Genomic DNA, 13,461 nt, shown 5'->3' with positions numbered 1-13,461 from the left:
TTTTTCGCATGTTGGCTTGCTTTTGATGACGATATTGCCGATATGTGCATCCGGGAGGTTGGTGGTGGACGAGCCACTCGCCAACCGGGTCAGGTCCGGAAGGAAGCAGCCCTAACGAGCCCGGCACGGGTCATCGTGCCAGCCTCCCACCTTCTCTCCACGAAGTGCCCGACGATCCGGGCGACAAGCAGGGCGATGAGCGACACCGAGCGACAATCAAAAGATGCCGCCTCGACGGGCACCGGGTACCGGGTGCTGGCTCGCAAATACCGCCCCAAGGATTTCACGGACCTGATGGTCGGCCAGGAGCCGATGGTCCGCACCCTCACCAACGCCTTCGAAACCGGCCGCATCGCGCAGGCCTATATGCTGACCGGCGTGCGCGGCGTCGGCAAGACGACGACGGCGCGCATCCTGGCGCGGGCGCTGAATTACAAGACATCCGATGTCGACAAGCCGACGATCGACCTTCGCACGCCCGGCGAACACTGCCAGGCGATCATGGAAGGCCGGCATGTCGACGTGATCGAAATGGATGCCGCCTCCCATACCGGCATCGACGATATAAGAGAGATCATCGAGCAGGTGCGCTACCGGCCGGTTTCGGCGCGCTACAAGGTCTATATCATCGACGAAGTGCACATGCTGTCGACGCAGGCCTTCAACGGCTTGTTGAAAACGCTGGAAGAGCCGCCGGAGCATGTGAAGTTCATCTTCGCCACCACCGAAATCCGCAAAGTGCCGATCACCGTGCTGTCGCGCTGCCAGCGTTTCGACCTGCGCCGCATCAGCGCGTCGGATCTCGTCGGGCTGTTTTCGACAATCGCCGCCAAGGAAGGCATCGAGGCCGAACCGGACGCGCTGGCGATGATCGCACGTGCCGCCGAAGGCTCGGCGCGCGACGGGCTGTCGCTGCTCGATCAGGCGATCGCCCATGGCGCAGGCGCCGTCCAGGCGGAAGCCGTGCGCGGAATGCTCGGCCTTGCCGACCGCGCCCGGATCGTCGATCTCTTCCAGCATGTCGTCAAGGGTGACGTGGCAGCAGCCCTCGGCGAATTCCAGAGCCAGTACGAGGCCGGCGCCAATCCGGTGGTGGTGCTGACCGATCTTGCCGATTTCACCCATTTGGTGACGCGGCTGAAATATGTGCCGGATGCGGCGAACGATCCCTCGCTCAGCGAAGTCGAGCGCACCAAGGCGGCGGAATTCGCCAAAGGCGTCGCAGTCACGACGCTGTCGCGCATCTGGCAGATGCTGCTGAAGGGCATTCCGGAAACGGAAGGCTCGTCGCGGACGGCGGGTGCGGCCGAAATGGTGCTGATCCGCCTCGCGCATGCCGCGCATCTGCCGGCGCCCGAGGATGCGGCGCGGCGGCTTGGCGAATTTTCCGGCGACAATGCCGGCCCGCGGCCCGCCTCCTCGCCATCAGGCAATGGCGGCGGCAGCGGCACGCGTGTTCCCTATCAAAGCAGTGTCGCCGCACGCGCGCCGGAAATCGCACCCGGCAAGCCGCAGGCGTCCGCGCCGGTGGCGATGCTGCGCGCCGTGCCGAGCAGCCAGCCCGAGACGCTGCCTGTCGGACGGATCGAGACGAAACCGGTCGAGACACCGAAGCCGCTCGTCCCGGTCAATTCGGTCAGCGATATCGTGGAGCTCGCCGCCGAGAAGCGGGACGTCAAGCTGAAGGCGCTGGTGCGCAACTTCGTACGGCCCGTCCGCATCGAGCCCGGCCGGCTTGATGTGAACCTCACCGAGGGCGCACCAGGCACGCTGCTGAACGAGCTTGCCGTCAAGCTCAAGGAATGGACGGGCATCCATTGGATCGTCAGCACCAGCCGCGAAGAAGGCGGGCCGACGATGGTCGAGGCGGAAGCCAAGGCTCAGCAACAACGCGTCAGCGATGCACGCCAAGACCCTGATGTCGCGGCGATCCTTGCACAGTTTCCGGGCGCCAAGATCATCGACGTGCGCGTAAGGGCGCCGACGCCGGAGGAGGAAGCCGAAGAGGCGATCCCGCCTGCCGCCGCCGAATCGGAAGACGGTGATATCCTGCCCGGCGACGACATAGAATTCTGATTTCAAGAAGGAGCGAGACGATGCGCGACATCATGGGCATGATGGGCAAAGTCAAGGAAATGCAGGCCAAGATGGAGCAGATGCAGGCGGAGATCGCCGAGCTCACGGCCGAAGGCAAAGCCGGCGGCGGCCTCGTTACCGTCATCATCTCCGGCAAGGGCGAGCTGAGGAGCCTGAAGATCGACCCCTCGCTGTTCAAGGAAGACGATGTCGAGATCCTCGAGGACCTGATCGTCGCCGCCCATAAGGACGCCAAGGACAAGGCCGAAGCGCTCGCCGCCGAAAAGACCAAGGCGCTGACCGCCGGCCTGCCGATCCCGCCCGGCTTCAAGCTGCCGTTCTGATAGCAGGCAACTTCATTTATTTCACCGCTGTCCGGATGGAGTATGCGGCTGTCGCCCTCGCGATCTGAGGGTGACAAAGTGTTCCTAGCGCTGCGCTTCCAGCATTGCCCGCAGCTTGTAGTGAATAGGAGCGGCGAGGTATCGCGCCCGGTCCGCCGCGGAAAGCCGCCGGCCAAAGGTTTCCATCAGCTCCGCAATCGTCACCTTTTCTCCGCGAAAAGGCTGATATTCCACCGGCATTCCGGGTTTGGCCACGCCACCCGTGACAACCCGGCAATAGATGCCGGGTCGGGCAGCGACGGTATAGCGCTTGACGAATTTCGGATCGTTCATTTTGGCAGCGAAGGTGGCGCAGGGGATACGGCATGCACTGACTTCGAGGACGAGATCGCCTGATATGAAGCGATCGCCGACGGAAACGTCGCGATTGTCGAGACCTGAGATCACCATTTTTTCGCCGAAGGTGCCGGGCTCATGCGGCCGGCCAAGCTCGCCGCTCCACCAGTCGAGCGTCAGCGATCCCTCGATATAGACGGCCTGATCGATGCCGCCATGGTGTTTGCGGTTGCAGATGGCATCACCGACCAGCCCCTCGGCATCGATCATCATCGCGCCGTTGACGGCATGTTTGAAGATGCCGGTCTTGTAGCTCTTGCCCGGCAGCCTTTGCGGATTGCCGATGCACAGCGCCAGGATTTTCATGGGACGGCCGATCCTTCCGCGATTCCGTTTTCGTTGCATATCAGCTAAGAACGGCGCATGGCAAAACGAGTCACCGGCCCCGAAATCGAAAAACTCATCCAGCTTCTGGCGAAGGTGCCGGGCCTCGGGCCGCGCTCGGCTCGCCGGGCGGCACTGCATCTGATCAAGAAGAAAGACCAGTTGCTGGGGCCCCTGTCGAATGCGATGGGCGAGGCCTACGACAAGGTGAAGATCTGTTCGCGCTGCGGCAATGTCGATACCGTCGATCCCTGCACCGTCTGCACCGACACGCAGCGCGATCAATCCATCATCATCGTCGTCGAGGACGTATCGGACCTCTGGGCGCTGGAGCGGGCAGGCGCGATGAACGCCGCCTATCACGTGCTCGGCGGCACGCTGTCGCCGCTCGACGGGATCGGGCCCGACGATCTCAATATTCGCGGGCTGATCGACCGGATCGGCGAAGGCGGCATCCGGGAGCTGATCATCGCGGTCAACGCCACCGTCGAGGGGCAGACGACGGCGCATTACATCACCGACCAGCTGCAGGGGCTTAACGTGAAGATCACCCGGCTGGCGCATGGCGTGCCGGTCGGTGGCGAGCTCGACTATCTCGACGAAGGCACGCTTGCCGCAGCACTTCGGGCACGGACGGTGATATGAAGGGCTTGCGTATGCCGAAAGATACCCCCCTCTGCCCTGCCGGGCATCTCCCCCACAAGGGGGGAGATCGGCAAGTTTCACCGGCGTCGCGAAATTTTGACCGCGCGCCAGGCGGCGGCGATCTGCAGCGTTTGGTTCGGACGAGAGGGTGCCCCCAGCCGATCTCCCCCCTTGTGGGGGAGATGTCCGGCAGGACAGAGGGGGGTGTTCCACGACGGCTGCGGATATTCGCATTGGCGATAATGACCGCCCTCCTCCCCCTCTCCGCACACGCAGCCCCTTCAAAAACCGATGTCGAGGCGCAGTTCGAGACGTGGGTGCAGAAGGACCTCTGGCCGGAGGCGAAGGCGAACGGGATTTCCGAGAAGAGCTTCAAGGCCGCTTTCTCCGGCATCACCCTGAACTGGAACCTGCCCGATCTCGCCCCGCCCGGTTTCCCGCCGCCGAAGGAGCAGAAGCAGACGCAGGCGGAGTTTTCCTCGCCCGGTCCCTATTTCAACGAGGACCATCTGAAGAGGCTTGCCGCAACCGGCCGCGGCTTTGCCGCGCAATATGGCTCGACGCTGAAGCGGATCGAGAAGACCTATGGTGTGCCGGGGCCGATCGTGCTGGCCATCTGGGGTCGGGAGACCGGCTTCGGCGCCGCGAAGATCCCGAATTCGGCGATCGAGGTGCTGGCGACCAAGGCCTTCATGTCGACGCGCAAGGAGATGTTCCGCACCGAACTGGTGGCGGCGCTGCATATTCTCGACGGCGGCGACGTGACGCCTGCCGATTTCAAGGGTTCGTGGGCCGGCGCGCTCGGGCAGCCGCAATTCATGCCGACGAGCTACCTGAAATATGCCGTCGATTTCGACGGCGACGGCCATCGCAATATCTGGACCTCGGTGCCGGATACGCTCGCCTCGATCGCCAATTTCCTGGTCAAGAAGGGCTGGCAGCGTGACCGCGACTGGGGCTTCGAGGTGTCGATACCAGAGGCGGTCTCCTGCGCGCAGGAAGGCCCGGATCTGGCAAAGCCGCTGTCGCACTGGGCCTCGCTCGGCATCGACCGCATCTCCGGCAAGGATTTTCCCTCGGGCGAAATGAAGGCCGAGGGCATGATGCTGGTTCCGGCGGGCCGCGACGGGCCTGAGTTCATCGTCACGCCGAATTTCTACATCATCAAGGAATACAATAATTCCGATCTCTACGCGCTCTATATCGGCAATCTCGCCGACCGGATCGGCTCGAATGGCGGCGCCTTTCAGGGTCGCTGGGGCGATGTCGGCAAGATGCTGCGCTCGGATGTCGCCGCCATGCAGAAGGCGCTGGAACGGCAGGGCTACGATGTCGGCGGTTCCGACGGCCTGCCGGGCTACAAGACCCGGCGTTCGATCGGCCAGTGGCAGGCGAAGAACGGCATGAAGCCGACCTGCTTTCCCGAAGCCACGATGAAAGGCAAGCTCAAGTAGCGTTCAGAGATTGCGCTTCAGCCCTTCGTGGCTCGCGACGAAGCCGAGCCTCTCGTAGAAGCGGATCGAATCCGCCCGCGTCTTGTCCGATGTCAGCTGCACGAGGCCGCAGCCGCGCGCGGCGCATTGGCCAATCGCCCATTCGATGAATGCGGAGCCGAGGCCCGAGCCGCGAAGATCGCTCGCGACGCGCACGCTTTCGATCTGGCCGCGCCACATGCCCGTCCTCGACAGGCCGGGAATGAAGCTCAGTTGCAGACAGCCGACCACCCGATCGGAAGCGTCGATTGCAACGGCCAGAAGCTGATTGGCATCCGCCTCGATCGCGGCAAAGGCCGAGAGATAACGCGCGTCGACGGGCTCCGAGATGATCTCTCTGGTGCCGCCGAGATCGTCATCGGCCAGAAGCCGGACGATGGCGCCAAGATCGGATTGGCGGGCAAGCCTGAAATTATACATGACTCACCTCAATGATGCAGATCGATCGGCGCCTTGTGGAAGACGTCGGTATCGGGCGGAATGGCCTGGCGTTCGATCATGCGGTGGACATGCAGCGGGCCTTCGCCGCGATGAAGCGCACGAAGTCTGTCGGTGTTTTCAGCATCGGCCTGCGTGCGCCGCTGGTTGTGTCTTATATATTCAACCCAGGTCGGCGTGTGATAGGTTTCCGTCCAGAGCCCGGGATTTTCGAGATCGCGCATCAGCGCCCAGTTGCGGGCGCCGTCGCGGATGCGGATACGGCGGCGTTCGCCCATCAGCTGCATGAATTCGGCAAGGTCTTCATCTCCGATCTCGTAATCGACCTGGATGACGATCGGGCCGCTGCGGGGGGTGATGTCGAGGCTGAGAGCCGGCTCGGTGAAGCGGTTCAGCGGATCGAGATTGAGCGAGGCAAAGGCCGGCATGGAAAAGCGCAGGCCGATGACGATGCCGAGCAGCATGACGACCGATGACATCAGCAGCGCATCGGCGACACCGTAGCGATCGGCGGCCACACCCCAGAGCCAACTGCCGCCGGCGATGCCGCCGAAGGTGACGGTCTGGTAGAGCGACAGCGCCCGTCCAACCACCCAGCGCGGCGTCGACAGCTGGACGATGGTGTTGAAGAGCGACAGTGCGGAGACCCAGCAGGCGCCGGAGATGAGCAGCCCGGCCGAGGTCAGCACTGCGCTTAGGCTGAAGGCGGCGATGACGGCGCTCAGCGCGAAGCCTGTAAAGGCCAGGCGGATGATCATCTCGCTGGACAGCATCTGGCGCAGCCGCGCATTCAACACCGCGCCGCCGATCGCGCCGATGCCGAAGGCGCCGAGCATGAAACCATAGGTCAGCGGGCCGCCGCCGACGAGATCGAGTGCCACGACCGGCAGCAGCGCCAGGATCGAGCTGGCGCCGATGCCGAAGAGCAGCCCCCGGAGGAGAACCTTTTCGAGATTGGGCGACATCGAGACATAACGCAGGCCGGCGAAGATGGCGCTGCCGAGCGCCTCGCGCGGCAGGGTCGAGACCGGCGTACTCGGGCGCCAGCGCAACAGGGCATAGATCAAAGCGAGGTAGCTCACGGTGTTCACCGCGAAGGCCGCCGCCGCGCCGGCTGCTGCGACGATGACACCGCCGATTGCCGGGCCGACGCTGCGGGTAATGTTGAAACCCATGCTGTTCAGCGTGACGGCGCCCGGCAGATCGGCGCGCGGCACCATGTCGCCGACCGAGGCCTGCCAGGAGGGATTGTTGAGTGCAGTGCCGCATCCAATCAGGAAGGTGAAGAAGAGCAGCAGCCAGGGTGTGATCCAGCCGAGAAGGGCGAAGATCGTCAGCAGAGCCGAGACCGTCAGCATCATGCACTGGGCCGTCAGCATCACCCGGCGGCGGTCGTAATTGTCGGCGAGAGCGCCCGAGATCAGCGAAAACAGCATGATCGGCAGCGCCGTCGAGGTCTGCACCAGCGCGACCATGTCCTCCGAGGCGGTGATCGTCGTCATCATCCAGGCAGCACCGACCGCCTGGATCAGGCCGCCGAAATTCTAGGACAGGCTGGCGAACCAGATGGTGCGGTAGGTATCGTGCCGCAAAGGCGCCAATGTCGACGAAGTGTAGGCCACGATTTCTCCGCTTTTGTTGTTGCGCCCCACGGCAATATATGCGCAAGACCGGCGCTGGCCATAGGTCTCGTCGCCTCGCCGGAAGCGAATTGGCCGAATCGGTCGCAGACCTTGCAATTTCGGAAAAACCCGACTATATGGCTCTCAAATTCTTGATCGCTTGATGAAGAGTGGGCCGCAAGGACCCGCTCTTTTTTATTAGCGCGATCCCTAAAAAGCATGAAATTGCGAGGAGCGCATCGCTTGTCGGACATGACAAACGCAGGCAACGAACTTGAGCCGCGGCTGATTACCGAAACCGGGCTCGACCAGCGTCTTGCCGATATCATTGAACCCGTCCTGATCGGCATCGGCTTCCGGCTTATCCGCGTCCGCATGCTGAACCAGAACGGCGTGACGATGCAGGTGATGGCCGAACGCAACGACGGGACGATGACGGTTCAGGACTGCGAAGAAGTCTCGATGGCGATTTCTCCTGTCCTCGATGTGGAAGATCCGGTCGATAAAGAGTATCATCTCGAAGTGTCTTCGCCCGGCATCGACCGTCCGATGGTGCGGAAATCCGATTTCGTCCGCTGGCAGGGCCACCTTGTGAAATGCGAGACGTCGATTTTGATCGACAATCGCAAGCGCTTCCGCGGCAAGATCGTCGAGGCAGGCGTCGATGGTTTCACGCTCGAGCGTGACCAGGTCGCTTACGGGGAAGAGCAGAAGGTCACCATTCCCTTCACGGCGCTTAGCGATGCGAAGCTCATTCTGACCGACGACCTGATCCGTGATGCGTTGCGCGCCGACAAGCTGGCGAAAGCCCAGGCCGCCAACCAGAACGAAGCGGACGACCAGGAATAACCGATCAACAGACCGCTACAGGGACGGGAACCCTGGAGTAAAGACGGAGAAACAAGACAATGGCAGTCAGTGCGAACCGGCTCGAACTTCTGCAGATCGCAGATGCAGTGGCGCGCGAAAAGGTCATCGACCGCGAGATCGTGCTGGCCGCAATGGCCGACGCCATCCAGAAGGCGGCACGCTCCCGTTACGGCACCGAGTCCAACATCCGGGCCGACATCAATCCGAAGACCGGCGAAATCCGTCTGCAGCGCCTGCTCGAAGTCGTCGACAAGGCCGAGGATTATTCGACGCAGATCCCGCTGGAGCTTGCCCGCGACCGCAACCCGGACGCCGCCCTCGGCGATTTCATCGCCGATCCACTGCCGCCGATGGATTTCGGCCGTATCGCCGCACAGTCCGCCAAGCAGGTGATCGTGCAGAAGGTGCGTGAAGCCGAGCGCGACCGCCAGTTCGACGAATTCAAGGATCGCGTCGGCGAAATCGTCAACGGCACGGTCAAGCGCGTCGAATACGGCAACGTCATCGTCGATCTCGGCCGTGGCGAAGGCATCATCCGCCGCGACGAAATGATCCCGCGCGAAAATGTCCGTTATGGTGATCGCGTCCGCGCTTATGTCTACGATGTCCGTCGCGAACAGCGCGGCCCGCAGATCTTCCTGTCGCGCACGCATCCGCAGTTCATGGTGAAGCTGTTCACCATGGAAGTGCCTGAAATCTACGACGGCATCATCCAGGTGAAGTCGGTCGCCCGCGACCCGGGCTCGCGCGCCAAGATCGCCGTGATCTCGAACGACAGTTCGATCGATCCGGTCGGCGCCTGCGTCGGTATGCGCGGTTCGCGCGTTCAGGCCGTCGTCGGCGAGCTTCAGGGTGAGAAGATCGACATCATTCCGTGGAGCCAGGACCCGGCGACCTTCGTCGTCAACGCCCTGCAGCCGGCCGAAGTCGCCAAGGTCGTTCTTGACGAGGACGCCGAGCGTATCGAAGTCGTCGTTCCCGACGAACAGCTGTCGCTTGCGATCGGCCGCCGCGGCCAGAACGTCCGCCTCGCCTCGCAGCTGACCGGCTGGGACATCGACATCATGACGGAGGCCGAGGAATCGGAACGCCGCCAGAAGGAATTCAACGAGCGCACCAACCTGTTCATGGATTCGCTCGACGTCGATGAAATGGTCGGCCAGGTTCTGGCCTCTGAAGGCTTTGCCGCGGTCGAAGAACTGGCCTATGTCGATCTCGACGAAATCTCCTCGATCGACGGTTTCGACGAAGAGACGGCGCAGGAAATCCAGCAGCGTGCCCGCGAATTCCTCGAGCGTCTCGAAGCCGAGATGGACGAGAAGCGCAAGGCGCTCGGCGTTCAGGACGAGCTGCGCGAAATCAACGGCATCACCGCCCAGATGATGGTGGCACTCGGCGAAGACGGCATTAAGTCGATCGAGGACTTTGCCGGTTGTGCCGCCGACGACCTCGTCGGCTGGTCGGAACGCAAGAACGGCGAAACGAAGAAGTTCGAAGGCCTGTTCTCGAAGTTCGACGTCTCGCGCGTCGAAGCCGAACAGATGATCGTCCAGGCCCGCCTTTCGGCCGGCTGGATCACCGAAGAGGACCTGGCTAAGGGGACCGAAGAAGAGGTCACCGAAGCCGAAGCCGAACAGGAAGTATGATGACCGCGCATGAGCCGGACGCTCTCCCTGATGAGGACGACGATCTTGCAGGTTATGACGTGAACGGACGCATGTGCATCGTGACGCGCGAAAGCGGATCGCCGGAAGAGCTGATCCGCTTCGTTGCCGCTCCCGATGGAACGATTGTCGCCGACCTGAAGCGCGAGCTTCCGGGACGCGGATGCTGGGTGAAGATCGACCGGTCGCTGGTCGACAGGGCAGTGGCGAAGAAACTCTTTGCCCGCGCGCTGAAAATGGATGTGAAGGCGGCGGACGATCTCGGCGCGAGCGTCGATCGGCTGCTCGCGGCGCAATTGATGCAGATGATGAACATGGCGCGGAAAGCCGGCCAGTTCGTCAGCGGATCCTCGAAAGTGGATGCCGCAGTCAGAAGCGGGGCAGCCCTTGCGGTGTTCCATGCGACTGATGCAGCGGACGACGGCGTCCGGAAAATCGACCAGGCCCGCAAGGCCTGGCACCTCGGAATGGAGACCGAGGAGGAGATACCTTCCTTCCGTCTCTTCTCGGAGAGCGAAATGGAAGGCCTGATGGGCCAGAATGCTTTTATCCATGCCGCAGTGCTTGCAGGGCAGGCGGGTGAGGGTGTAGTGAAGCGCGCAAAGATGCTCGAACAGTACCGTATTGGCGGTCAGTCCCGGGCAGCAGCGGGCGACGCTGGCCGGCAAAAACAATGAGGCGGTCACCGGCATCGGCCGGTCGCATTCTCATTGATCGACAGTATTGAACGACAGGGTCTGATCTAGTCATCGCTCCCTGTCCGAAGGAACGGGAACGAATGACCGATAGTAACGACGACAAGACAATCAGCGTGACGGGCAAAAAGACGCTTTCCCTGAAACCATCGGGGATGAGCCAGGGCACCGTTCGCCAGGATATGGGTCGAGGTCGCACCAAGGCGGTTGTCGTCGAGACCCGCAAGCGGCGCCCGATGCGCCCGGAAGACGAAAAGCCGATCACACCTGCCGCTCCGGTGGCCCCTGTGCGTGCTGCCGAACCGGCGCCCGCGCCTGTGCAGGCGCGCCCGCAGCAGCCGACGCCGGCACCGCGGATCCAGCAGGGCAACAACAACAGCCAGACGAACCAACGTCCGCAGCAGTCTCACCAGTCGCCGCGCCAGAACGATCGTCCGCGTCCGGTGGTGCTGAACCATCTGTCGCCTGAGGAAATGGACGCCCGCCGCCGTGCGCTTGCCGACGCTCAGGCGCGTGACGCCCAGGATGCGATCCGCCGCGCCGAGGACGAAAAGCGCCGTGCCGCCGAAGAGGTTGTCCGTAGGGCGGCCGAAGCGGAAGAAGCTGCCCGCAGGGCCGCTGAAGAGGCCATCCGCCAGGCTGAGGCGCCCGCCGTGGTTGCTGAACCTGCTGCCGCAGCAGCGGCTCCGGCCGAAGCACGCGCCGACGCCCCGCAGCAGCCGGCATCGTCGGCACCTGCCGCGCGCCGGCCCGATGCGGCTGGAGCACCGGCTGCTGCCCGTCCGGCAGCGGGCGCTGCTGTTCCCGGCGCCGTTCGCGGCCGCCGCGACGAAAAGGAAGAAGAAGATCGGGGTGCCGCGCGCGGCGGTCCGGTCCGTGGCCGTGTCGTTCGCCCGGAACCGGCAAAGCCGGTCACCACGCGTCCGAAGACGGATGAAGAGCGCCGTCGCGGCAAGCTGACGATCTCTACTGCCAACGTCGACGGCGACGACAATGCCCGCGGGCGTTCGCTCTCGGCCATGCGCCGCCGGCAGGAGAAATTCCGCCGCGGTCAGATGCAGGAAACCCGCGAGAAGATCTCCCGCGAGGTGGTTCTGCCGGAGACCATCACCATTCAGGAACTGTCGCAGCGCATGTCCGAACGCGCCGTCGACGTCATCAAGTACCTGATGAAGGAAGGCCAGATGATGAAGCCAGGCGACGTCATCGACGCCGACCTTGCCGAACTCATCGCCAGCGAATTCGGCCACACGGTCCGGCGCGTGTCGGAATCCGACGTCGAACTCGGCATCTTCAACGTCTCCGACGAGGATGGCGAACTGGTTTCGCGCCCGCCCGTCGTCACCATCATGGGCCATGTCGACCACGGCAAGACCTCGCTGCTCGACGCCATCCGCCATGCCAACGTGGTCTCCGGCGAAGCCGGCGGCATCACGCAGCATATCGGCGCCTATCAGGTGGAGCAGAGCGGCCAGAAGATCACCTTCATCGACACCCCCGGCCACGCCGCCTTCACGGCCATGCGTGCCCGCGGCGCCCAGGCGACCGACATCGCGATCCTGGTCGTTGCAGCCGACGACAGTGTGATGCCGCAGACGATCGAATCGATCAACCACGCCAAGGCGGCCGGTGTTCCGATCATCGTTGCGATCAACAAGGTCGACAAACACGAGGCCGATCCGCAGAAGGTCCGCAACCAGCTGCTGCAGCACGAAGTCTTCGTGGAATCCATGGGCGGTGAAGTGCTCGACGTCGAAGTTTCGGCCAAAACCGGCAAGAACCTCGACAAGCTGCTCGAGGCGATCCTGCTGCAGGCGGAAATTCTCGATCTCAAGGCCAACCCGAACCGGACTGCCGAAGGCACCGTCATCGAAGCCCAGCTCGATCGTGGCCGCGGTTCGGTCGCGACCGTGCTCGTCCAGAAGGGCACGCTGCGTCCGGGCCAGATCATCGTCGCCGGCGACGTCTGGGGCCGCGTGCGCGCCCTCGTCACCGACAAGGGCGACCATGTGAAGGAAGCCGGTCCCGCGACCCCGGTCGAGGTTCTCGGACTTTCCGGCACGCCACAGGCGGGCGACAAGTTCGCCGTCGTCGAAAGCGAAAGCCGCGCCCGCGAGATCTCCGAATATCGTCAGCGTCTGGCCCGTGACAAGGCAGCTGCCCGCCAGTCGGGACAGCGCGGTTCGCTGGAACAGATGATGATGCAGCGCCAGAGCGCCGGCATCAAGGAGTTCCCGCTGGTTATCAAGGGTGACGTACAGGGCTCGATCGAAGCGATTGCCGGCGCACTGGAAAAGCTCGGCACCGACGAGGTCCGCGCCCGTATCGTCCATTCGGGCGCCGGCGGCATCACCGAGTCGGATATCTCGCTCGCCGAAGCGTCGAACGCGGCCATCATCGGCTTCAACGTTCGTGCCAATACGCAGGCACGCCAGTTCGCCGAGCGCGAAGGCATCGAAATCCGCTACTACAACATCATCTACGACCTGGTGGATGACGTGAAGGCGGCAATGTCGGGCCTGCTCTCTCCGGAACGGCGCGAAACCTTCATCGGCAATGCCGAAATCCTCGAGGTGTTCAACATCACCAAGGTTGGCAAGGTCGCAGGCTGCCGTGTCGTCGAAGGCAAGGTCGAACGTGGTGCGGGCGTCCGCCTCATCCGCAACGACGTCGTCGTTCACGAAGGCAAGCTCAAGACCCTCAAGCGCTTCAAGGACGAAGTGTCCGAAGTGCCGATGGGCCAGGAATGCGGCATGGCCTTCGAAAATTACGAGGATATGCGCGCCGGCGACGTCATCGAGTGCTTCCGCGTCGAACATATCACGCGCACGCTCTAAACCGCCGCGCTTTAAGCGCAGCATCAGCTTTCTGAAAGCCATTCGCCAGCCGGCGGA

The 13,461-nt window shown here is 63.2% G+C and carries 11 protein-coding genes and 1 other RNA gene; 9 read left to right on the top strand and 3 right to left on the bottom strand.

The window, feature by feature from the left end:
- Window positions 1–53: 53 nt before the first annotated feature.
- From ffs to CO657_RS21015, 3 genes are all read left to right on the top strand, one after another.
- An RNA gene (gene ffs / locus CO657_RS21025) (signal recognition particle sRNA small type) lies at window positions 54–150 on the top strand.
- A gap of 45 nt (window positions 151–195) precedes the next feature.
- Entirely contained in the window at window positions 196–2,076 is a 1,881-nt protein-coding gene (locus tag CO657_RS21020) for a DNA polymerase III subunit gamma/tau (RefSeq protein ID WP_012559495.1), read from the top strand.
- A 20-nt stretch (window positions 2,077–2,096) separates the two neighbouring features.
- Window positions 2,097–2,420, top strand: coding sequence for a YbaB/EbfC family nucleoid-associated protein (locus CO657_RS21015; protein WP_054182196.1), 324 nt, complete (start codon window positions 2,097–2,099; stop codon window positions 2,418–2,420).
- An 84-nt stretch (window positions 2,421–2,504) separates the two neighbouring features.
- On the opposite strand, the gene CO657_RS21010 is transcribed toward CO657_RS21015, so the two are convergent.
- Window positions 2,505–3,122: an MOSC domain-containing protein gene (locus tag CO657_RS21010; protein ID WP_197283871.1), complete on the bottom strand. Its 618-nt coding sequence runs from the start codon at window positions 3,120–3,122 to the stop codon at window positions 2,505–2,507.
- A gap of 57 nt (window positions 3,123–3,179) precedes the next feature.
- Between CO657_RS21010 and recR the strand changes: the two genes are divergently transcribed.
- On the top strand, window positions 3,180–3,785 hold the full coding sequence (recR, locus tag CO657_RS21005) for a recombination mediator RecR (protein WP_012559493.1): 606 nt from the start codon (window positions 3,180–3,182) through the stop codon (window positions 3,783–3,785).
- Between the two features lie 182 nt (window positions 3,786–3,967).
- On the top strand, window positions 3,968–5,239 hold the full coding sequence (locus CO657_RS20995) for a lytic murein transglycosylase (RefSeq protein WP_054182198.1): 1,272 nt from the start codon (window positions 3,968–3,970) through the stop codon (window positions 5,237–5,239).
- A 3-nt stretch (window positions 5,240–5,242) separates the two neighbouring features.
- Here the strand turns inward: CO657_RS20995 and CO657_RS20990 are convergent, their stop codons facing one another.
- Together CO657_RS20990 and CO657_RS20985 are read right to left on the bottom strand one after the other, a co-directional pair.
- Window positions 5,243–5,698 carry a GNAT family N-acetyltransferase gene (locus CO657_RS20990; protein ID WP_054182199.1) on the bottom strand — a complete coding sequence of 152 codons (456 nt, stop codon included), beginning with the start codon at window positions 5,696–5,698 and terminating at the stop codon, window positions 5,243–5,245.
- A gap of 8 nt (window positions 5,699–5,706) precedes the next feature.
- Window positions 5,707–7,248, bottom strand: coding sequence for an MFS transporter (locus tag CO657_RS20985; RefSeq protein ID WP_245292948.1), 1,542 nt, complete (start codon window positions 7,246–7,248; stop codon window positions 5,707–5,709).
- 333 nt (window positions 7,249–7,581) lie between these two features.
- Here CO657_RS20985 and rimP point away from each other — a divergent pair, with 333 nt between their 5' ends.
- The 4 genes from rimP (at window position 7,582) to infB (ending at window position 13,404) form a co-directional block, all read left to right on the top strand.
- The gene (gene rimP, locus CO657_RS20980) at window positions 7,582–8,187 is read left to right on the top strand and encodes a ribosome maturation factor RimP (RefSeq protein ID WP_003589345.1); all 606 of its coding nucleotides are present in this window, start codon (window positions 7,582–7,584) and stop codon (window positions 8,185–8,187) included.
- Between the two features lie 59 nt (window positions 8,188–8,246).
- Window positions 8,247–9,854 (top strand): transcription termination factor NusA, encoded by a 1,608-nt coding sequence (gene nusA / locus CO657_RS20975; RefSeq protein ID WP_054182200.1) that lies wholly within the window; start codon window positions 8,247–8,249, stop codon window positions 9,852–9,854.
- Complete coding sequence (locus CO657_RS20970; protein WP_172643259.1) at window positions 9,851–10,549, top strand: RNA-binding protein; 699 nt, start codon at window positions 9,851–9,853, stop codon at window positions 10,547–10,549. The genes nusA and CO657_RS20970 overlap by 4 nt, the downstream gene beginning before the upstream one ends.
- A 101-nt stretch (window positions 10,550–10,650) precedes the next feature.
- Complete coding sequence (gene infB / locus CO657_RS20965; protein ID WP_054182201.1) at window positions 10,651–13,404, top strand: translation initiation factor IF-2; 2,754 nt, start codon at window positions 10,651–10,653, stop codon at window positions 13,402–13,404.
- Window positions 13,405–13,461: the final 57 nt, after the last annotated feature.

Origin of the sequence: Rhizobium acidisoli (assembly GCF_002531755.2) — a bacterium.
GTDB classification, from domain to species: Bacteria; Pseudomonadota; Alphaproteobacteria; order Rhizobiales; family Rhizobiaceae; genus Rhizobium; species Rhizobium acidisoli.
The sequence above is the reverse complement of the archived record's forward strand: the minus strand, read 5'-3'. Positions and strand labels throughout refer to the sequence as shown.

What these genes read in the sequence shown, in the direction of transcription:
- CO657_RS20990 (WP_054182199.1), bottom strand. Translation starts at nt 5,698, where the DNA reads ATGTATAATTTCAGGCTTGCCCGCCAATCCGATCTTGGCGCCATCGTC.
- recR (WP_012559493.1), top strand. Translation starts at nt 3,180, where the DNA reads ATGGCAAAACGAGTCACCGGCCCCGAAATCGAAAAACTCATCCAGCTT.
- CO657_RS20995 (WP_054182198.1), top strand. Translation starts at nt 3,968, where the DNA reads ATGTCCGGCAGGACAGAGGGGGGTGTTCCACGACGGCTGCGGATATTC.
- nusA (WP_054182200.1), top strand. Translation starts at nt 8,247, where the DNA reads ATGGCAGTCAGTGCGAACCGGCTCGAACTTCTGCAGATCGCAGATGCA.
- CO657_RS21015 (WP_054182196.1), top strand. Translation starts at nt 2,097, where the DNA reads ATGCGCGACATCATGGGCATGATGGGCAAAGTCAAGGAAATGCAGGCC.
- infB (WP_054182201.1), top strand. Translation starts at nt 10,651, where the DNA reads ATGACCGATAGTAACGACGACAAGACAATCAGCGTGACGGGCAAAAAG.
- CO657_RS21020 (WP_012559495.1), top strand. Translation starts at nt 196, where the DNA reads ATGAGCGACACCGAGCGACAATCAAAAGATGCCGCCTCGACGGGCACC.
- CO657_RS21010 (WP_197283871.1), bottom strand. Translation starts at nt 3,122, where the DNA reads ATGAAAATCCTGGCGCTGTGCATCGGCAATCCGCAAAGGCTGCCGGGC.
- CO657_RS20970 (WP_172643259.1), top strand. Translation starts at nt 9,851, where the DNA reads ATGATGACCGCGCATGAGCCGGACGCTCTCCCTGATGAGGACGACGAT.